The 20,040-nt window shown below is 62.6% G+C and carries 16 protein-coding genes; 8 read left to right on the top strand and 8 right to left on the bottom strand.

Features of this window, described 5'->3' with window-relative positions:
- Nucleotides 1-16 precede the first annotated feature (16 nt).
- The gene (locus ACQKQA_RS05355; protein WP_427554272.1) at nucleotides 17-253 is read right to left on the bottom strand and encodes a DUF6555 family protein; all 237 of its coding nucleotides are present in this window, start codon (nucleotides 251-253) and stop codon (nucleotides 17-19) included.
- Between the two features lie 360 nt (nucleotides 254-613).
- On the opposite strand from ACQKQA_RS05355, the gene ACQKQA_RS05350 reads away from it, so the two are divergent.
- Together ACQKQA_RS05350 and mqo are read left to right on the top strand one after the other, a co-directional pair.
- Nucleotides 614-949: a hypothetical protein gene (locus ACQKQA_RS05350; RefSeq protein WP_427554270.1), complete on the top strand. Its 336-nt coding sequence runs from the start codon at nucleotides 614-616 to the stop codon at nucleotides 947-949.
- Between the two features lie 656 nt (nucleotides 950-1,605).
- A complete protein-coding gene (gene mqo / locus ACQKQA_RS05345) occupies nucleotides 1,606-3,252 on the top strand; it encodes a malate dehydrogenase (quinone) (protein ID WP_427554268.1) in 1,647 nt (548 codons plus the stop codon).
- A 126-nt stretch (nucleotides 3,253-3,378) separates the two neighbouring features.
- On the opposite strand, the gene ACQKQA_RS05340 is transcribed toward mqo, so the two are convergent.
- The 6 genes from ACQKQA_RS05340 to ACQKQA_RS05315 all read right to left on the bottom strand — a co-directional run bounded on the left by ACQKQA_RS05340 (nucleotide 3,379) and on the right by ACQKQA_RS05315 (nucleotide 14,240).
- Complete coding sequence (locus ACQKQA_RS05340; RefSeq protein ID WP_427554266.1) at nucleotides 3,379-5,562, bottom strand: TonB-dependent siderophore receptor; 2,184 nt, start codon at nucleotides 5,560-5,562, stop codon at nucleotides 3,379-3,381.
- A 342-nt stretch (nucleotides 5,563-5,904) separates the two neighbouring features.
- On the bottom strand, nucleotides 5,905-7,311 hold the full coding sequence (locus ACQKQA_RS05335) for an ATP-binding protein (protein WP_427554264.1): 1,407 nt from the start codon (nucleotides 7,309-7,311) through the stop codon (nucleotides 5,905-5,907).
- Nucleotides 7,278-9,119, bottom strand: coding sequence for a DAHL domain-containing protein (locus tag ACQKQA_RS05330; RefSeq protein WP_427554262.1), 1,842 nt, complete (start codon nucleotides 9,117-9,119; stop codon nucleotides 7,278-7,280). Before ACQKQA_RS05330 ends, ACQKQA_RS05335 begins: the two co-directional genes overlap by 34 nt.
- The gene (locus ACQKQA_RS05325) at nucleotides 9,116-10,072 is read right to left on the bottom strand and encodes a cytochrome-c peroxidase (protein ID WP_427554260.1); all 957 of its coding nucleotides are present in this window, start codon (nucleotides 10,070-10,072) and stop codon (nucleotides 9,116-9,118) included. The genes ACQKQA_RS05330 and ACQKQA_RS05325 overlap by 4 nt, the downstream gene beginning before the upstream one ends.
- 26 nt (nucleotides 10,073-10,098) lie before the next feature.
- Nucleotides 10,099-11,967 (bottom strand): putative bifunctional diguanylate cyclase/phosphodiesterase, encoded by a 1,869-nt coding sequence (locus ACQKQA_RS05320; RefSeq protein WP_427554258.1) that lies wholly within the window; start codon nucleotides 11,965-11,967, stop codon nucleotides 10,099-10,101.
- Nucleotides 11,964-14,240: a GGDEF/EAL domain-containing response regulator gene (locus tag ACQKQA_RS05315; protein ID WP_427554256.1), complete on the bottom strand. Its 2,277-nt coding sequence runs from the start codon at nucleotides 14,238-14,240 to the stop codon at nucleotides 11,964-11,966. The genes ACQKQA_RS05320 and ACQKQA_RS05315 overlap by 4 nt, the downstream gene beginning before the upstream one ends.
- Nucleotides 14,241-14,454: 214 nt before the next feature.
- Between ACQKQA_RS05315 and ACQKQA_RS05310 the strand changes: the two genes are divergently transcribed.
- Nucleotides 14,455-15,813: an HD domain-containing phosphohydrolase gene (locus ACQKQA_RS05310; protein ID WP_427554254.1), complete on the top strand. Its 1,359-nt coding sequence runs from the start codon at nucleotides 14,455-14,457 to the stop codon at nucleotides 15,811-15,813.
- A gap of 15 nt (nucleotides 15,814-15,828) precedes the next feature.
- Here ACQKQA_RS05310 and ACQKQA_RS05305 read toward each other — a convergent pair whose 3' ends face one another.
- Nucleotides 15,829-16,542: a murein L,D-transpeptidase catalytic domain family protein gene (locus tag ACQKQA_RS05305; protein WP_427554252.1), complete on the bottom strand. Its 714-nt coding sequence runs from the start codon at nucleotides 16,540-16,542 to the stop codon at nucleotides 15,829-15,831.
- Between the two features lie 141 nt (nucleotides 16,543-16,683).
- On the opposite strand from ACQKQA_RS05305, the gene ACQKQA_RS05300 reads away from it, so the two are divergent.
- The 5 genes from ACQKQA_RS05300 (at nucleotide 16,684) to ACQKQA_RS05280 (ending at nucleotide 19,952) form a co-directional block, all read left to right on the top strand.
- Nucleotides 16,684-18,255 carry a L,D-transpeptidase family protein gene (locus ACQKQA_RS05300; protein WP_427554250.1) on the top strand — a complete coding sequence of 524 codons (1,572 nt, stop codon included), beginning with the start codon at nucleotides 16,684-16,686 and terminating at the stop codon, nucleotides 18,253-18,255.
- A gap of 103 nt (nucleotides 18,256-18,358) precedes the next feature.
- Nucleotides 18,359-18,631 (top strand): hypothetical protein, encoded by a 273-nt coding sequence (locus ACQKQA_RS05295; RefSeq protein WP_427554248.1) that lies wholly within the window; start codon nucleotides 18,359-18,361, stop codon nucleotides 18,629-18,631.
- A 98-nt stretch (nucleotides 18,632-18,729) separates the two neighbouring features.
- Nucleotides 18,730-19,083 (top strand): hypothetical protein, encoded by a 354-nt coding sequence (locus ACQKQA_RS05290; protein ID WP_427554246.1) that lies wholly within the window; start codon nucleotides 18,730-18,732, stop codon nucleotides 19,081-19,083.
- Between the two features lie 131 nt (nucleotides 19,084-19,214).
- Nucleotides 19,215-19,451 carry a hypothetical protein gene (locus ACQKQA_RS05285; RefSeq protein WP_427554244.1) on the top strand — a complete coding sequence of 79 codons (237 nt, stop codon included), beginning with the start codon at nucleotides 19,215-19,217 and terminating at the stop codon, nucleotides 19,449-19,451.
- Nucleotides 19,452-19,535: 84 nt separating this feature from the next.
- A complete protein-coding gene (locus ACQKQA_RS05280; protein WP_427554242.1) occupies nucleotides 19,536-19,952 on the top strand; it encodes a bleomycin resistance protein in 417 nt (138 codons plus the stop codon).
- Nucleotides 19,953-20,040 lie beyond the last annotated feature (88 nt).

Genomic DNA, 20,040 nt, shown 5'->3' with positions numbered 1-20,040 from the left:
GGACGCATGCGGGCGGTCAGGCCTTTTCTGGCAATTCTCTCCAGTTCGCCAGGCTGATGCCGCTGCGTTCGGCGAAGGTCTGCATGGTGCGGTAGGTGCCGCCGCAGGGAGTGTCATGGGTGATCTGGCATCCGGAGTGCAGGAAGGCCAGGTACCAGGTGTCGCTGTCGCTCAAACGGGTGCCCTGATAAGTGAAGGCCCGTTGCGTGCCGGCAAAGCAGTAACGAATTTCGAAGTGCTTGATCCTGGCCATCACCGCTTCCTTAAAGCTGTAGGGTGATGGCGATCCACGATATTCCCAAAAGGGCAGGCTGGCTTCAGCCACTCATCCGAACGGTGCGGCCGATCATGCTTTTCCTGGCGTGTCGGCGGCCTTTGCCAGCATCTGCAGGTTTCCTGTAGCGCCCAGGCAGCGGGCGTTTTCCGCCAATCGACGGCATCGGGAAAGCTGCCCGGCCTGATCGGGATGGCGCGGGGTTAACGCTTTTTTGACAGCGACGCGGCGATGATCGCGGGGTGGGGATACTGCCCGGCGCGGTTCAAGAGGTGCGCCTCTAACGCCCGGAGCAGGTAAATGATACATTTCTCGATTTTTTAGGGATGAGGAAGATCTATGCGAGTTTGGCTTGGGGCGTCGTTGATGGGGTTGCTGGCCGGTTGTTCGTTGCCCACGGCGCTGGCGCCGGGCAAGCCGAACGTCAGTGAACTGACAGGCAAGACGCCAAAAGACTATGCCCAGTGTGTGTTTCCAGTCTGGCAGCGGGAGACGTCCAGGACGACTCAGACCGATATCTCCAATGGCTATCGGATCACCGCTCCTGGCATCCTGGCGTCGGACGAAATCGTTGAAGTGGTGAAATCGAAAAACGGCAGCCTGGTCTCGCTCTACCAGGGAACGCCCTGGGCTAAGTCCGGCACCTTGAAAAAGGCGGTGCAGGACTGCCTGTAGACCAGCCCTTCGCCGCTGAGCGCTTTATCGTCCCAACTAGAAAAGCCCTGAACGCTCAGGGCTTTTTTATGCCCGATCATTGGCTGACGGTGTCTGGCACCGGCCAGATTCAGGAAACCTCTTGAATCATCAAGATACTTTTCTGCATAAAAACAGGACAAATCTGACAGTTTTTTTGACGGCCTTATCCGTCCAGTAGACAATGGCGCGTTAGCCACCACCCATGCTGGCCATTTTGTCTTCACCAGGAGGGCTGCCAGGGTTGGGGGCGATCCCTGTGTGCGCTACCCCTTGCCGCTGTCAGGCGATGGGCGAGGGCGTTGGCCACGGGCCGATCGTGATACCGGGTGTTGTTCATCACTCCTTTGGTTACACCCGACTTGTCTCTCTGTGGGAATGTGGTTTTAGTGGGCGCGTCGGACCATCGCTTGATGCTGTCCGAGGGCGTCCCAACAAAATAGTGTCACTCAAGTAGCTGAAGCCAACACGAATAAGAAGTCAGCGCAGGAGCGACATATAAACTGAGGTCGATAGTGTCTGTCGGCCTTGTGTGTCCACCCTCTAGTTCTTCCGAGTGCAGGAGCCCATGGCGGTGCCGGGGCGACTCATGAGCGAGAGCGGGGGTGCGGATGACGTTCTATCGTAGGAACTACTGTATGTTGAAGAAAGTGAACACGGCCCTGCTGGGCTTGGCGATGACGGTGGGGTTCAGCTCCGCGTACGCCGCCGAGACCAAGAAAGTGGATGTGCTGCTCATCGGCGGCGGCATCATGAGTTCGACCCTGGGTATCTGGCTCAATGAGCTGGAGCCGGGCTGGTCGATGGAGATGGTCGAGCGCCTCGACGGCGTTGCCGAAGAAAGCTCGAACGGCTGGAACAACGCCGGTACCGGTCACTCCGCCCTGGCGGAACTGAACTACACCCCCGAAGACAAGGACGGCAAGGTCTCGATTGCCAAGGCGATCGAGATCAACGAATCGTTCCAGATTTCCCGCCAGTTCTGGTCGTGGCAAGTCAAGAACGATGTCCTGAAGAACCCGCGTTCGTTCATCAACTCCACTCCGCACATGAGCTTCGTGTGGGGCGATGACAACATCAAGTTCCTGAAGAAGCGCTACGAAGCGCTGCAGGCGAGCCCGCTGTTCGCCGGCATGCAGTACTCCGAAGACCCGGAGCAGATCAAGAAGTGGGTCCCGCTGATGATGGAAGGGCGCGATCCGAAGCAGAAGATCGCCGCCACCTGGTCGCCGATCGGCACCGACGTGAACTTCGGCGAGATCACCCGCCAGTTCGTCGGCCACCTGAAAGCCCAGCCGAACTTCTCGCTCAAGCTGTCGAGCGAAGTGGAAGACATCACGCGTAACGAAGATGGCTCCTGGCGCGTGGTGTACAAGAACCTGAAAGACGGTACCGAAACCCAGACCGACGCCAAGTTCGTGTTCATCGGCGCCGGCGGCGGTGCCCTGCACCTGCTGCAGAAGTCGGGCATCCCTGAGGCCCAGGAATATGCCGGTTTCCCTGTGGGCGGCTCGTTCCTGGTGACCGAGAACCCAACGATCGCCGAGCAGCACCTGGCGAAGGCCTACGGCAAGGCGTCGGTCGGCGCTCCGCCGATGTCGGTACCGCACCTGGACACCCGCGTGCTGGACGGCAAGCGCGTCATCCTGTTTGGCCCGTTCGCGACCTTCTCCACCAAGTTCCTCAAGGAAGGTTCGTACCTCGACCTGCTGACCACTACCACCACGCACAACATCTGGCCTATGACTAAGGTCGGCATCAAGGAGTACCCGCTGGTCGAGTACCTCGCCGGCCAACTGATGCTGTCGGATGAAGATCGCCTGAACGCCCTGAAAGAGTACTTCCCCAACTCCAAGGCTGAAGACTGGCGTCTGTGGCAGGCCGGCCAGCGCGTGCAGATCATCAAGCGTGATGCAGAGCTGGGTGGCGTGCTGAAACTGGGCACCGAGATCGTCAGCGCCAAGGACGGCAGCATCGCCGGCCTGCTGGGTGCTTCGCCAGGCGCCTCGACCGCCGCGCCGATCATGCTGACCGTGCTGGAGAAGGTCTTCAAGGACAAGGTAGCGACCCCGGCCTGGCAGGAAAAACTGCACCAGATCGTGCCGAGCTACGGTACCCAGCTCAACGGCAGCCCTGAGCGTGTGGCCAAAGAGTGGGCCTACACCGCCGAAGTCCTGCAACTGACGCCTCCGCCAGCCATCGGCACTGTTGCCGCACCGCAGCAACCTGCGGCTGAAAAGCCAAAGGCGCCCGCGAGCAACGCGTCGACTGACATGGCCCTGTAACACCCGGCCGCGCCAGATTGGCGTAGCCCATGCCTGGAGCTTTGCTCCTGGTTAAAAAAAACGCCGCTCCCTGGAGCGGCGTTTTTGTTGGTGAAGGGCAATGGCAATGCCGGGCCTGGGCCCCGATCAGAAGTTGATCGAGGCGCTCAGGCGCGCGGTCAGGGGCGGGCCCTGGAACAGGTAGCCATCGCCCATGTAGTCCCCGGCGTCGCGCCAGTAGCGCTTGTCGAACAGGTTGTCCACGGTCAGCCGGAACACGGTGTCATAACCGTCGATGCGGGTGCTGTAGCGGCTGCCGATGTTGAACACGGCGTAGCTGCCGGTCCGCACCTCGCCCTGGTGATTGGCGTACTTGCTGCCGCTGTACTGCACCCCGCCGAGCAGTGCCAGGCCGTCTAGCCAGGGCAGGGCATAGTCGCCGTAGAGGCTGGCGCGCAGGGTCGGCACGTTGAGCGCCTGGTGGCCCTCGTACGCCGGGGTGTCGCTGCCGCTGACCCGCGCGCGGATCGCCGCGACACTGGCCGAGACCTGCAGACGCTGCGTGGCCCAGCCATTGGCCGAGAGTTCCAGCCCGGTGTTCTTCTGTTCGCCTTGCTGGGTGAAGGTGAAGCTGCCGTCGTCGTTCGGCCGGGAATACTGGTAGGCCTGGCGGATCTGGAACAGCGCCGCCGCCAGGCTGATGCGTTGCCAATCGTACTTGATGCCGGCCTCGATCTGTCGCGACACGCTGGGCGCGAGGATCTCAAAGGCGTTGCTGGCGAACCACGGCGCTTCGCCGCCCAGGGACAGGCCTTTGCTGTAGCGGGTGTACAGCGCCAGGTTTTCCATCGGCTTGTAGATCAGCGCGGCCTGGGGCAGGAACACATAACGCTGGGTATGCCGACTAGTGTCGCCCTGGCTGTCGAAGGTCTTTTCATCCAGGCGTACCTCGCGGCCGCCGAGCACGGTCTGCCATTGTTCGTTGAAGCTGATCCGGTCATTGAAGAACAGCCCGTACTGGCGGCTGTCCAGGTGGCGGTAGGAATTGTTGAGCGGTCCGTCGTAGCGGGGGAAATCCTCTGGTTCGCTGTTGATATTGGCACTGCCGATCATCTGGTTGATGGCATCGCGTTTGTCGATCACGCGGCGCAAGGCACTGGTGCCGACACTGAGTTCGTGCCCCAGCCCGCCAGCATCGAAGCTGCCGCTGAGGACGGCTTGTAGCTCGTCGTTGCGCCGAGTGTCGTCCGGGCTGCGGAAGTCGTAGAGGTCGTAGTCGCCCTCGGGGCTGAAGTGATTGGGCACAGCCACGCCGGCGCAACTGGCGGCGCCGTAGCAGCCCCAGGCGAACGAGCTGTAATCGTCGATCACCACCCGGCTGCGGGAGGCGCTGAGGTTGCCTTTCCACTGATCGTTGAAGCGGTATTCGAAGTTGCCGCTGAGGTTCAGTGCGTCGCTGCTGACCGGCTTCGAGCCGCTCTGGTGCGCCAGCAGTTTTTTCGGCGAGGCGTGGTGCGGCAGGTCGGTGCCGCCGAGCAGTTGATAGCCCGGGGCCGAGCGCTGCTCCCTGGTCTGGTACTCGACGTCCAGTTGCAGCAGGGCGTCGGGGCTGATGTTCCAGTCGAAGGCCAGGGACGCAAAGTCGCGCTGGCCATTGGTGTGCTCGACGTAGGAGTGGATGTCCTCATGGGCCAGGTTGGCGCGCAACCCGAACTGTTGCTCGTTGCCGAACCAGCCGCCGACGTCGGTGGCCAGGTAGCCGCTGCCGCGATCGTCGGTGGATACCGTGACCGAACGCACATCGGTGGGGCGCTTGGTCACGTAGTTGACCAGCCCGCCGGGCTCGCTGATGCCGCTCTGCAGGCCGGAAAGCCCCTTGAGCAGTTCCACCTGCTGCTTGTTTTCCAGGCCGACATTCTGCTCGCCGGTGATGCTGTGGCCGTTGATCCGGTAGCTGTTGGCGGCGTTCAGCGAGAAGCCGCGGACCATGAAGTTCTCGTAGTAGCCGACGGGCGCATAGCTTTCACCCACCGAGGCGTCGTTCTTCAGCACCTCGCTGAGCAGGCGGGCCTGCTGATCCTTGATCAGGGCCTCGTTGATCACCGCGATCGAGGCGGGCGTATCGAGCAGGGGCGCGGCCTCGAAACCACCGACCGCGGCACTGTCGGCCCGATAGCCGGAGTGGTCTTCGCCACTCACGGTGAGGGCTGGCAGCAGGGTTTCGGCGGCCTGGGTCGCTGGCGTGGCTCCGGCCAGCAGCAGGCCCAGCAGATTGCGTGCAAACCGCGGGGCGGGCAGTCCCTGGTGGGAAGCCCGGTAAGGCGTATTCATGAAAAGCTCCTCGACGACTGCGATCCCGGGTCAGGCACGAGGGGCTGGTGCTGGGGAAAGAGCGTGCTGTGTAAGACGGGAAAGCGCTGTGTGCCCTGAAGGTGTCCGGCCGGATTTGCTCCGACGGTCATTGGCAAGACGAAACCCGCGACCCATTCTTGAAGCGCGGCATCATACAAGAGATTGGGCACACAGCATGCCGTTCTGTAGGAGCGAGGCTTGCCCGCGATGGCGGTGTGCCTGACCCACCGCGTTGCCTGGATCGCCGCCAAGCCTGGCTCCTACGGAGGCCGTGGTGCCATCGAGAATGCGGCATACCCTGGGCGGAAGCGGTGTGGGGGGTTAGCCGGTTTTTCTACTTTGGTGCACCGGCAGCTCGACGCGGAAGGTGGTGCCGACGCCGACCTCGCTGCGCACCGAGATGTCGCCGTGGTGTTTCTTCACGATGCCGTAGGACAGTGACAGCCCGAGCCCGGTGCCCTGGCCCACGGGTTTGGTGGTGAAGAACGGGTCGAAGATTTTCTGCAGGCTGTCCGGCGGGATGCCCGAGCCGGTGTCGGCGACTTCGATCCAGACATGCTCGCCATCGGTACCGTCGCGCAGGGTGATGGTGCCCCGTTCGCTGCCCATGGCCTGGGCGGCGTTGACGATCAGGTTCATCACCACCTGATTGATCTGCGACGGCAGGCACTCGACCTCCGGCAACTCGCTGTACTCCTTGATCACGTCGGCCTTGTACTTGATCTCGGCGGCGACGATGTTCAGGGTCGAATCGATGCCCTGTTGCAGGTTGGCCCACTGCCATTCCTGGGTCGAGTCGACCCGGGAAAATTCCTTGAGGTCCTTGACGATCTGGCTGACCCGGCCGATGCCGTCCTTGGACTCCTTGATCAGCAGGGGGATGTCTTCCAGCAGGTAGTCCAGCTCGATGGTGGTGCGCAGCTGTTGCAGCTGCTCGCGGCGCCCATTGGCGGCGATATCGGCTTCGGCGTTGCCATAGGCCTCGAGCATCTCCTGCAGGCGCTTGAAGTAGTTGTCCAGGGCGCCGAGGTTGGAGGAGATGAAACCGATCGGGTTGTTGATTTCATGGGCGACCCCGGCGGCCAGTTGGCCCAGGGACGCGAGCTTTTCTGACTGCACCAGCTGGCTTTCCAGCAGCTTGCGCTCGTCGATTTCCCGTTGCAGCGCGGTGCTGGCCTGGGTGAGTGCCAGGGTGCGCTGTTCCACCCGTTCTTCCAGCTGGCTCATCTGCAACTGCGCGCGCAAGGTCATTTCCCACTTGGTGGTGAGGGTGTTGGCCATTTGCTGGACTTCGATATTGTCGAAGGGCTTTTTCAGAATCAGCAGGCGATCATGACCGTCCAGGCGTTCGAGCAACTCGTCCCAGGAGTAGTCGGAGTAGGCCGTGCACACCACCACCTGCAGCAGCGGGTCGTGCCTCCACAGCTCTTCTATGGTTTGGGCACCGTCCCAACCGTCGGGCATACGCATGTCGACGAAGGCCAGGGCGTAGGGCCGGCCCTTGCTCGCCGCGTCCAGTAGCTTGTCCAGGCCTTCCTGGCCACCGTAGGCCGAATCCAGCTCGAACACCGTGGCGGCGGCTTTCGGCGCGCTGCCGAACAATGCGTTTTCCATGGCATCGAGGTCGGCGCTGTCGCCGGTCTTGGGGGTGAGGATCTTGCGGAAGTCGTCGTGGATCGCCGGGGTGTCGTCGATCAGCAGGACGCGCCGGTTTGTCGGGTTGTGCATGGCTCACCTTCGGCGAGTATCAGGGGAATCTGCAGGACGAACAACGCGCCTTTGCCCGGGCCATCGCTGTGGGCCGTCAGGTGGCCGTTCATCTCCATGGCTGCCAGCGCGCAGCTGTGCAAGCCGAAGCCGTGGCCTTCCTTGCGGGTAGTGAAACCGTGGGCAAAGATGCGGGTCATGTTTTCCGGGGCGATGCCTTCGCCTTCGTCGCGCACGCTGATCTGCAGGGTTTCATCGTCGATGACGGCTGCCGCCAGGGTCATGTTGCGTTGCTGGTTGGACGGGTCGGACATGGCGTACTTGGCGTTGCTGATCAGGTTGATCAGGATCAGCAGCAGGCGGTGCTTGTCCCCCATGATCCGGGGCACATCGGCGTACTCCTTGCGCACGCTCACGTGGTGGCGGGTGAGAGCGCCCGAGTTCATGCGCAGCGCGTCCTCGAGCAGCTCGCTGATCGACAGCGGCTCCAGCAGGCTGCTGGCGCCGGCATAGGATTGCTGGGTGGCGACTATGTCCTTGATATGGTCGACGCTTTTGCTCAGTTGGGTCAGCTCCTCGGCCATGCCCTGCTGTTCCAGGTCGATGGCCTCCACCAGCTGGTTCAGGTAGCCAGGCAGCAATTTGCCTTTTTCGTCCTCGGTGAAAAAAAGCCCCAGGTCCTGCTGGCGCCCGTTGATCAGCTGCATCGCCTTGCCCAGTCCCTGGGCCTTGCTGTTGCGCAATTTGCGGCTGACCAGGTCGGCGGAAATGTTCACGCTGTTGAGTACGTTGCCGACGTTGTGCAGGACGTTGGTGGCGATCTCCGCCATGCCGGCCTGGCGGGCGGTAGCGAGCAGCTCGCTCTGGGTATCCTTGAGCTGGCGTGTGCGTTCTTCGACCCGCTGCTCGAGTTCGTCGTTGGCGGCCACCAGGGCGCGGTTCATCTGGCTGATCTCGGCAAAGCTGCGGATCAGCCGCACGCCCAGCCAGATCAGCAGCAGCACCAGCAGCGCGGAGAACAACAGCAGGTAGAAATGGTAGCGCTGGCCGATGGCTTCGGCCTGCTGCTGGTCGCGGTTGAGCAGGACGGTGATGTCGTCCAGGCGCTCGTCGACCGGTACCATTTCTATTTCTTCGAGCAGGTGATTGACCGTGGGTTGCTCGCGCAGGATCAGCTCGACGTGACTGCTGAGGGTATCGATCAGGTCATGGAACGCCACGGGCAGGCGCTCCTTGTTGACGCCCAGTTTGTTCAGACCCACCAGAATGTCCGCTGCCTTGTCGTCGGAGGTGACCTGGGCGAACTCCAGGCTGCTGAGCAACAGGTCGTAGGTCTCGGTGGCGATGTTCTGCAGTTGCAGTTTGTCGGTGTCGGGCAGTTGCGCCAGTTGCTGCTGGATGTCGTCCTCGGCGGTCGGCAGGAAGGCCAGGGAGTTGCGCAACACCGAGTTGTGCGACTTGAACTGTTCCACCAGCCGGGTTTTTTCCTTCATCGCATTCAGATAACCGTCATGGGCGTTGCGCCACATCGGTGTGTCATCACGCTGCTTCTGCGCTTCCATCGTGTCGAACTCCAGCCACAGCCGTGTCATCTCGCTCAGCGGCGAAACCAGGGGGTCGTAGTTGTGGGTGATGGCCACCCTGGCCTTGAGCACTTCGTTCTCCCACTGTGAGTCCTGCTGCTTGATCTGGCGGATCAGGTCACGGGATTCGGTGTAGCTCAGGGTCTGGTCGGACCTGGACTTGAGGTAGAGGAACAGCAGTACGGAAGCCAGCAGCACGGCGAGGGTGGCCAGCAGCAGGATGCTTACGCGACGGGATACGTTCATAGGGGCTTGTCTTCCCATTCACCGGTCAGGGTCTTGAGGAATTTGACGATCAGGCGTTTGTCTTCCTCGGACGGCGTACGCCCCAACTGGTACTTGAACATCACCGCGACGGCGCCTTCGAGGGTCGCTTGCGAGCCATCGTGGAAATACGGCGCGGTGACCGCGACGTTGCGCAGGCTCGGCACCTTGAACACATAGCGGTCGTCTTCTTCGCCCGTGACGTTGAAGCGCCCCAGATCGGCCTCGGTGGGGTTGCCCCGAGCCTTGAAGTAGTCGCCGAGCACGCCGAACTTCTGGAACATGTTGCCGCCGATGTTCACCCCCTGGTGACAGGCGATGCAGCCGTATTCCTGGAAGCGCTGGTAACCGTATTTTTCCTCGATGTCGAGGATCTCGGTGTTGCCCGCCAGGTACTGGTCGAAGCGCGAGTTGGCGCTGAGCAGGGTGCGTTCGTAGTCGGCCAGGGCGTGCTGGATATTGGCCTGGGTCACGGCGTCGGGGTAGGCGGCGGCGAACGCCGAGCGGTAGTCCGGGTCGTTGGCGATGCGCTGGACCACGACTTGCCAGTCGCTGCCCATTTCCGTGGGGCTCTGCACCACGGCGTGCACCTGGTCTTCCAGGGTTTCGGCCCGGCCGTCCCAGAACTGATGAAAGTTCAGGCTGGCGTTGAACACGCTCGGGGTGTTGACCGCCAGGGGCTTGCCATCGAGGCCCGGGGAGTGGGGCAGGGTATCGGCACCGCCCTGGTCGAGGTGATGGCAACTGGCGCACGACAGGCTGTTGTTCACCGACAAACGCGGGTCGTTGAATAACCGGCGCCCCAGTTCCACCCGTTTGCTGTCCAGCGCCGGCGCCGCGGGCAGGGGTGTGAGCGGGCCTTCCAGGGGCGCGGCCCCGGCACCTGGAGCAAACAGCAGGCCAGCCGAAAGAAGCAAGGCGAGTGACGGCGACATGGCGGGTTTCCTTACCAGGCACAACCTCATGAATGGGGCGGATGGGATTGCCGGGACTCGCTCAGGAGACGGGCGAATGCCTCGGGCTCCACGGCTTTGCTGAAGTAGAAGCCCTGGCCTTCCTCGCATTGGTGGCGCTTGAGGAAGTCCAGTTGTTCGGCGGTCTCGATACCTTCGGCGATGATGCTCAGGTTCAGGCTGCGTCCCAGCTCGATGATGCTACTGACCAGTTTTGCGTCGTTGTTGTCGGTACTCAGGTCACGCACGAATGACTGGTCGATCTTCAGCACGTCGACGGGAAACTTCTGCAGGTAGCTCAGGCTCGAGTAGCCGGTGCCAAAGTCGTCGATGGCCAGCCGCACGCCCAACTGCTTGATCGTACGGAGCGTGGCGATGGTGGCGTCGACGTTCTGCATCAGTACGCTTTCGGTGATTTCCAGCTCCAATAGCCTCGGGTCGAGTCCGGTTTCGCTCAGCGTGCGGGTCAGGCGTTCGACGTAGTCGCGCTGGCGAAAATCGATGGCCGACACATTCACCGACATGTAGATGGGAGGCAGTCCCTGGGCCTGCCAGGCCTGGGATTGCAGGCAGGCTTGACGGAGTACCCATTGGCTGAGCGCGACGATCAGCCCGCTGTCTTCGGCCACCGGGATGAAGTCCGAGGGCAATACCTGGCCATGGCCCGGCCGGTTCCAGCGCACCAGCGCTTCGGCGCCGACCACCGTGCCCCGGGCCAGCTCCAGCTTGGGTTGGTAGTGCAGGACGAATTCTTCGCGTTGCAGTGCCAGACGCAGGCCGGTTTCCAGGGTCTGCTGCTGGCGGGCGCGCAGGTTCATGTCCTCGATGAAAAAGCTGAAATCGTTGGGGCCGCAATCCTTGATGTTGCGCATGGCCGTCTCGGCCTTCTTGATCAGCGTTACGGCATCGAAGCCGTCGTCGGGGTAGATGCTGATGCCCAGGCTGGCGGTGACCGTCAGGTCGTGGCCGGCTACGGAATGGGTGGTGTTGATGGCGGCCAGTAGTTTTTCCGCCACTCCCCTGGTCTGCTGTGGGTGCAGGATGTCGCCGAGAAGCACCACGAACTCGTCCGAACCGTAGCGAAATACCGAGTCGCTCTCGCGTACCGTGGTCGCCAGGCTGTGGGCGACGAGCTTGAGCATTTCGTCTCCCGCCGGGTGCCCGAGTGCATTGTTGATGCGTTTGAAACGGTCCAGGCCGATGAACATCACCGCCAGCTGTCGGTCGTGCCGACGGGCCTGGGACAGATGTTGATTCAAGCGATCGCCCAGCAACGTACTGTTGGGCAGCCCCGTGAGCACATCGTAATGCAGCAGGTGCGACACGCTCAGCAGTTCCTGAACCCGTTCCTCAATGGCCTGTTCCAGGTTGCGCATCTTGCTTGCCGCATCCTGCGCCAGCTGCCATTTCCAGGTCAGGGCACTGGCCATCTGGCGGATCTCCAGGCTGTCGAACGGCTTTTTCAGGATCAGCAACTGATCGCCGAACTCGATGCGCTCGGCCATGGCCTCCCATGAGTAATCGGAGAACGCGGTGCATAAGGCGACCTGCAAATGGGGGTCGGTCTTCCAGAGATGTTCGATGGTCTGCAGGCCGTCCCAGCCCGGTGGCATGCGCATGTCGATAAAGGCCAGGGCATACGGCCGGCCTTCGGCCTGGGCGCGCTTGACCAGTTCCACCGCTTCTTCGCCCTGGTAGGCGGAGTCCAGCTGGAAGTGCTGATTGGGGGCTCGGTGGGTGCCGAACAGCATGGGCTCGGTACTGTCCAGGGGCTCTTCGTCCTCGGGGCTGAGAATTTTACGAAAATCCTGATGGATCGCCGGCGTGTCGTCGATGATCAGGATTCGTCGATTGGGCGTCACGGAAAGGGGATTCACCGTAGATCCTCCGGCGTTGGGCCCGTCGATCGGGCGTTGTCGCCCTGGGCGGCAGACCAGGCCTTGAGCAGTTCGCCAGCCTGGGCGCCGTCGACCGCCGTGCCGGGCGAATGCCCCAATGGCGTGCCGCTGGAGATCAGGGTGACGCGCTGTTCCTGGGTTTCCACCCCGTCGGCGGTGACTCCGATGCCCACCTCGCGGGCGAAGTTGAGGATGGCCCGCAGGGTCATGGCGTTCTCGGGGTCGTTGCTGGCGCTGTCGAGGAAGCGCTGGGCGAGCTTGAGGTGGTTGACCCTGTAGGTCTTGAGGTAGTCGAACGACGAGTACTCGGTGCCGAAGTCGTCGATGGCGATCTTCACGCCGAGCTCGCACAGCCTGGGCAGGATGTCGTTGTGGGTCCACTTGGTCTGGGCCAGGGTGCCCTCGGTGACGTCGAACCTCAGGTCCCACGGGCACAGGTTCCAGCGCGCGGTGGTGCGCAGCACGTCGTAGATCAGGTCCGGGCCGGCCTTGAGCTGGACCAGGGACAGGTGGATCGCGATCAGCGGCGGCGCCATGTTCTGGTCGCGCCAGATGCTCATCTGTTGGCAGGCCTGATCCAGCAGCCAATGGCCGAGGGCGATGACGATGCCGGTCTTCTCGGCGGTGGGCATGAAGTCCTCGGCCTCGAGCCAACCGCGCTGGGGGTGGAGCCAGCGGACCTGGGACGCCATGCCGAGGATCTTGCCGGTGCCCAGATCCACCTCCGGCAGGTAGTGCAGGTGCAGTTCATTGCGTTCCAGGGCCAGTTTCAGGTCGTTGGCCAGGGTCACCCGTTCCGTGACTTCCCGGTTGATTTCCTCGCTGTGGAAATGGAACTGGTTGCGGCCCTTGTCCTTGGAGCGGTACAGCGCCATGTCCGACTGCGCCATCAGGCTATCGGCGCTCAGGGTCTGCGTGCTGTAGAGGCTGATGCCGATGCTCACCGAGATACGTACTGTATTGCCTTCCAGGGAATAGGGCAGCACCAGGGTGTCGCGGATTTTCGTCGCCAGGGCGGCGCAGTGCGTGGCTTCGTCGACGTCCAGTTGCAGGATCGCGAATTCGTCGCCGCCCAGGCGCGCCACCACATCGTTTTCCCGGGTGCAGGAGCGGATGCGCTGGGCCACTACCTGTAACAGCAAGTCGCCGATAGGGTGGCCGAGGGTGTCGTTGATGCGCTTGAAGTGGTCCAGGTCCAGGTAAAACATCGCGAAGGGCGTGGCGCCCCGCCGGGCCGCGGCGAAGGCCTGGTGCAGGCGCTCGACCAGGGTCGCCCGGTTGGCCAGCCCGGTCAGGCTGTCGGTGCGTGCGATCAGGGCGATCTTTTCCTCGGCCAGCTTGCGTTCGGTGATGTCGAGGATGATCCCTTCGATTTCCACCAGTTGGCCCTGGGCGTTGCGCACCGGGATATAGCGGTTTTCCACCCAGCGGAAGGCGCCGTCGCCGGTGAGCATGCGGAACTCGATGGAGGCTCCGGCGACACCTCGGTCCAGGACCCGGAGCATGGCGCTCTCGACCTTGGCCTGGTCGTCGGGGTGAATCAGTATCCGGGCCCAGTCGGCCGAGGCCACCAGGCGCGCCGCCACGTGGCCGAACTTGGTGATGTTGTGGGAAACGTACATCAACGTGAACGGAGGCTCGCCCCGCAGGCGATAAAGGATGGTGGGGCTGTTCTGTACGATGATGTTGGCATCGGCCAGTTCCCGGGTGCGCTCCTCGACCGCTTGCTCCAGTTGCTCCATTTTCAGCGTCGCGTCTTCGGTCATCTGCCATTTGGCGGTCAGGGCGTTGGCCATCTGCCGGATCTCGATGGCCTCGAAGGGTTTTTTCAGGATCAACAGGCGGTCGCCCATTTGCAGGCGCTCGACAATGTCTTCCCAGGAGTAGTCGGAATAGGCCGTGCACAGGGCGATCTGCAGTTTGGGGTCGACCTGCCACAGCCGTTCGATGGTTTCCAGGCCGTCCCAGCCAGGCGGCATGCGCATGTCGATGAACGCCATGGCATAAGGCACATCCCGGTCCAGCGCTGCCTGTACCTTGTCCAGGGCTTCCGCGCCCTGGAACGCCGAGTCCAGGACGAAGTGCTCCAGCGAGGTACTCACAGGGGCGCCGAACAGCACGGCTTCGGCGTCGCTGAGACTGTCCTGCGGGGTATCCGCGGGTGCGAGGATCTTGCGGAAATCCTCGTGGATCGACGCGGTATCGTCGACGATCAGAATGCGCCGGTTAGTCCGGCTTGCCGCCGCGATCATCGCCGGGCTCCAGCGTGGCGCGGGGACCTTGCATATGAGTTCATCAGGCTTCCCTTCCTGGCACTTTGGACATGCGATCCATTGTGGGTTTGAGCATAGTCATGCTCCCGTCCTTGCGCGAATCCGGTCTGTAGCAAATTCATGCCGAAACGCTGCCGGTCATCTAGCCTGTCCCGGAGGACGGGTTCGATCGCTGCCAAAGGGAGAGGGGAACATGGACGAACATACAGTGGATGGGGCCCCGAGCCGGGCAACGGTACTGCTGGTCGACGACGAGGAATCGATTCTCAGTAGCCTGCGCCGGCTGTTACGCAGCCAGCCTTATGACATCCTGCTGGCCGACAGCGGCGCCAAGGCCCTGGACATCCTCGAGCAGCGGCCGGTCGACGTGATCATCAGCGACGCGCGCATGCCCGGCATGGACGGAGCCACCTTGCTGGCCCGAATCCACCAGCGTTATCCATCGACGCTGCGCATTCTGCTCACCGGCTACGCCGACATGACCTTGATCGCCAAGGCCATCAACGAAGGGCAGATCCATCGTTATATCAGCAAGCCCTGGAACGACGAGGACATGCTGGTGACCCTGCGCCAGGCCCTGGCCTACCAACATTCCGAGAGCGAGCGCCAGCGCCTGGAGGCGCTGACCCGGGAGCAGAACGAGCAGTTGAAGACACTCAACGCGACCCTGGAAAAGCACGTGGAGGCGCGTACTGCCGAGCTGCAGCAGACCGCCGACATGCTCGACCTGGCGTATGAAGAGCTCAAGCGCAGCTATGTGATCGGTACCGAGGTGTTTTCGCTGCTGGCGAACCTGCGCTTGCCCAAGACCAAGCAGACCAACCGCCAGATCATCGAGCTGATTCGCGTCTACTGCAAAACCCATGGCCTGGGGGAAGCCGAAAGCCGCGACATGACCATGGCCGCCGCGCTGTACAACATCGGCAAGCTCGGCTGGACCGACAGCATGATGACCGCGCCGGCGGATCTGCTGCACCACACTGAGCTAGACCTGTACTGGGCCTACCCGAAACAGAGCGAGTCGCTGCTGATGGCCCTGGAGCCGATGAAGGACGCGGCACGCATCATCCGCTATCACCAGGAGCGCTGGGACGGCAGCGGCTTTCCCGATCGCCTCAAGGGCGAGGCCATTCCCCTGGGTTCGCGCTGGCTCAAGCTGGCGGTGGACTTCATCGAGTTGCAGCGCGGGCTGATACTCGAACGGCAGATGAACAGCGACGAAGCCCTGCTGTTCATTCGCAGGTACGCCGGCAAACTCTACGACCCCGAGCTGGTGGAGGATTTCGTCAGGGTCTGTGCGACCTACCTCAACGACGTCACCCTGAACGATCCGACGGTCAAGGTCTTGAGCACCCGGGAGCTGGCCGCCGGCATGACCTTGGCGCGCAACCTGAACGCCGACAACGGCATGCTGCTGCTCAATGCCGGCAAGGTCCTGAGCGAGCCGCTGGTGGAGAAGCTGATCGCCTTCGAGGCGATGGAAGGGGGGCAGTACAACGTCTTCGTCAAGCTGCCCGAAGTGCCGCAGGCGGTGGTCGCGGCCACCGGTTGAGCATCGAGTGGCGGATCAGCCGCCGTTGGCGGCGACGATGCCCGCCACCTGATGTGGCTGGCAGTTGAGGTAGGGCGACGATTTCAGCCAGCGCTGGTCGGGGTACCAGGAAAACATGAACTGGCCATCCTTGAGCCGGTCGATCACCTGGCGCGCCACTTGCGGGCGCACTGCCGGGCAACCCAGGCTGCGGCCGATGCGGCCCTGGCGCCGGCTCCACAGCGGGTTCACATAGTCGGCGGCGTGAATCACGATATCCCGGTCGCGGGCCTGGTCGTTGAAGCCCGGTTCCAGGCCGTCCATGCGCAGCGAGTAGCCGTGGCTGCCTTCATAACTTTCCTGGGTGCGGAACAGGCCGAGGCTGGACTGGTAGCTGCCCATGCGATTGGAAAACTGAGTGGCGAAGTTCTCCCCGGATTTCTGCCCGTGGGCCACCAGGTCGCGCAGCACCAGCGTCCTTTTATTCAGGTCGAAGATCCACAGGCGGCGGGCCGTGGAGGGTTGCGAATAGTCGATCACCGCCAGGTGCCGGGCTTGCCGGGCACCATTGTTGACCGCGCACTGCATGGCGCTCAGGGCACTTTTTAGTGCTTGGGGATTGAGTTCCGGAGCGGCGTGGGCGAGGCTGTTGTAAAGCTGTGGAGACAGGGTATTGGCGGCGAGCGCAGGGCTGCAGATTGCGCCCAGGGTAGTCATGGCCAGACAGAGTCGGCGCAGAAAGGTCAGCATTCTAGAGTGTCCCCATTGTCACTTTGGCTCCTGACGTCCCGTCGCTCTCCTGGCAGTTCTGGTTAAAGGTGACCTGGCGATTTTTCCCAGGCACTGCCGAAGTTGGCCATCGGCGTGATGGCCATGATTGGAGTAAAGCAGTTGTTCAAAAAACACGCATGTTACTTGAGCCTTTTCCTGCTCGCTGTGCCGTTGGTCGCGACCGCCCAGGAGGTACCGGTCGATCAGGAAAGCCCCGTGCAACTGCTGTTCACTCGATTGCCCGCTGCCTGCCCGGGCCTGACCGCGCACCTGGATGCTCCGGCCCTGAGCCTGTTGCAGGCGTTTTACCTGCAGCAGGATAACCAGCCGCTCTGGTCGTCCAGCGAACGTTCGCAGGCGTTGCAGGCCCAACTGCAGCAACTGGCCGACGATGGCCTGGACCCGGCCGACTACCGCTCACCGGCTGGTGTAACCGCGGGCGATGCGCTGTGCGCCGACCTGAGTCTCAGCCAGCATTATCTGCAAGCCTTGCAGGACCTGCATTACGGCCGCCTGCCGCAAGAGCGTTTCGAGCCGATGTGGCATGCCCAGCCCTTGCCGCCGGATCGCCAGGCCCAGGTGCTTGCCATCGCCGGGCCGGGCCTGCGGGACATCGCCGCGGCCTTTGCGCTGGCCCGGCCGAGCCTTGAGCAATACCAGAACCTGCGCCAGCTGTACGCCCGGCAGCGTCAGCAGGCGCTGCCCCATTGGCAGGCGCTGCCCAGCGGGCCGCTGTTGCGTCCGCAAATGCAGGACGCACGCGTGCCGGAGCTGGCGCAGCGGCTGTTCGAAGAGGGCTACCTGAATGCGATCCCCCACGACCTCGGCACCCTGTACCGCAACGACCTGGTGAGCGCGGTGAAGAGCTTCCAGCTGAGCCATTCGCTGCAGGCCGACGGGGTGCTCGGGGCGGGGACCCTGAATGAGCTGAACATCAGCCCGCAGATGCGCCGTGAACAACTGCGCATCAACCTCGAGCGTTTTCGCTGGTTGGCCCGGGACATGGAGCCCGACAGCCTGCTGGTCAACCTCGCGGCTGCGCAGTTGACCGTCTATCAGCGCGGGGTGCCGGTCTGGCAGACCCGCACTCAGGTGGGGCGCGCCGAGCGTCAGACGCCGCTGCTGAAATCCCGGGTCACGCGCCTGACCCTGAACCCGACCTGGACGGTACCGCCGACCATTTTTCGCGAAGACAAGCTGCCGGAAATCCGCCGCGACCAGTCCTTCCTGAACCGGCAGAACCTGCAGGTGCTCGATAGCGAGGGGCATCCCCTGGCGGTGGAGGATATCGACTGGGACAACCCCGGCAATATCCTTCTGCGCCAGGACGCCGGACCGAGAAACCCCCTGGGGCAGATGGCAATCCGTTTCCCCAACCCGTTCTCGGTGTACCTGCACGACACCCCCAGCCAGGCACTGTTCAACAAGGGACCACGGGCCTTCAGCTCGGGCTGCGTGCGAGTCGAGCATGCGTTGCAGCTGCGGGATCTGCTGGTGAGCCCGGCGGAGCGGGCGCGTACCGATGAGCTCCTGAGCACCGGGCTCACTCATGAGTTCAGGCTGGCTACGCCGGTGCCGATCCTGCTCACGTACTGGACGGCGCAGGCCGACAGCCATGGGCAGTTGTCCTATGCCCCGGATATCTACGGGCGGGACGCAGCCTTGCTGGTGGCGCTGGGTGGCAAGCCTTGAGGAATGCCGGGCACCCGCTGCCACACCTTTGGTCTGGAGTCGCTGAACATCCACCCACGGGTCACGATCTTAATAGGTAAGAGGGTCATGAAGGACAATCGAAATGCTCCAGCGTCGTCGTCACCACTTCTCGCAGTTGTCCCTTCGTATCGAAGGCCTGCGAGCCAATGTCCTGCAGTTCAAGCAGGATGAGTTCCAGATCCAGGAAGCCCTGTGCGGCTCTTCGGCGACAGCGAAAGTACGTGACCTGGAGGACGCCTTCGACGAGATCCGCGAATCGATCGACCACACCGAGGCCTTGTTGGAAGCCTTGGTCCAGGCGGCAGCCGGCGCCAGGGAGGTGGGCGCGGCAAGAGCCCAGGCCGCTGCCGGATAAAGGTGTTGCAGACTCATGAAAACCCGGCCACCGCGCCGGGTTTTTTATGGCGACATGAATGGCTATCATCGGCCATCGAATTTTCTGCGCAGGTTGTCATGGCCTTTTTCGAGCTGTTCGACCAATTCACGAGAAGCCTGCTGGCGGCCTGGCTCTTTGTCGGTATCTGCCGGCTTGCCCGGTTCGTCTTCTCGCAAACCCATGCCAGGCTGTGTGCCTGGGTCACCCTCGTCGGCCTGGCCTTTCTGATGGTCTATCCCAGCGGTTGGGACTGGGCCTCCGGGTTCATGGAAAACGCCTGGGTAGAGATGTGCCGGGTCTACCAGCGCTCCGCGTCCCAGCTGGCGCTGTTCCTGGCCGATGCCGCTGGCACGGCGTTGGGCGGCCTGGTCGCCTACCTGATGTCGCGCTATGTCATGGCGACCCCGGCGCAGCTGAAATCCAGCGGTTGAATGTGGGTAACCGTGCAGACTGGCCTCGCTGTTTGCGGGGCTTTTTATTGCCTTTTCCAACGCTTGGGGGAGGCTGGCGCGAACGCACAGGTTGTGCCTTACTCGGGGTTCATTGACTGAGGTATGCGGCCATGACCGAGCGTCATTTGAACCACACCGAAACGCTGTCGAACGGGTGCCGGATCAGGGTGAAGGCGGAGATTCTCAGAGATGGCTCCCTGAAGATGTCCATCGGGGTCTACAGGCCGGACGGCAGCGTTGTCGCCGAGGACGATGACCTGGCCCCGGACGGCCTGGACATGGAGGATGCGTTCGAGTGGGGGATCGAGCGAGCCAAGAATATCGGTAATGGCCAGAAGGTTCAGTGACAGGGCGCGCCAGGGGCCAGACAAGCTGGCAACCACAGGGAATCAGGGTAAATTGGCCGGCCAAATAAACTGAAGGGACGCAACATGTTCAAGATGAACGCCCTGGTGCCGGAGCTGATCGTTTCGGACCTGAAGCAGAGTCTGTATTTCTACTGTGATGTCCTGGGTTTCAGGGTCGAGTACGACCGACCCGAGGACAAGTTTGCCTTTCTCTCCTTTGGCGACAGCCAGATCATGCTGGAACAGGACTGGCATGAGGATTCGCCCTGGCGTGTGAGCCCCCTGGAGCCTCCCTATGGCCGAGGCATGAATCTTTCCATCGAGTGTCCGGACGCGCTGGCCCTGGTGGCCGCGCTCGAGAAGGCCGGTCATGGGATCAGGAGAGCGGCCGAAGAGCATTGGTACCGCAGCAATGACCGGCAATTCGGTCAGAGAAATTTCCTGGTCCAGGATCCAGATGGCTATCTGCTGCGTTTTGCAGAAGATCTGGGCGTGAAATAGCGACACAGGAGCTGGAGCGCATCGTCTTGGCACCACGCGGTTTGCCGACTATCCGCTACGGCAGGGGGTGTCAGTAATTAAGGCGTAA

Source organism: Pseudomonas sp. NPDC089530 (assembly GCF_050280705.1).
Taxonomy (GTDB): Bacteria; Pseudomonadota; Gammaproteobacteria; order Pseudomonadales; family Pseudomonadaceae; genus Aquipseudomonas.
This window is presented reverse-complemented; position numbering and strand designations above follow the sequence as displayed.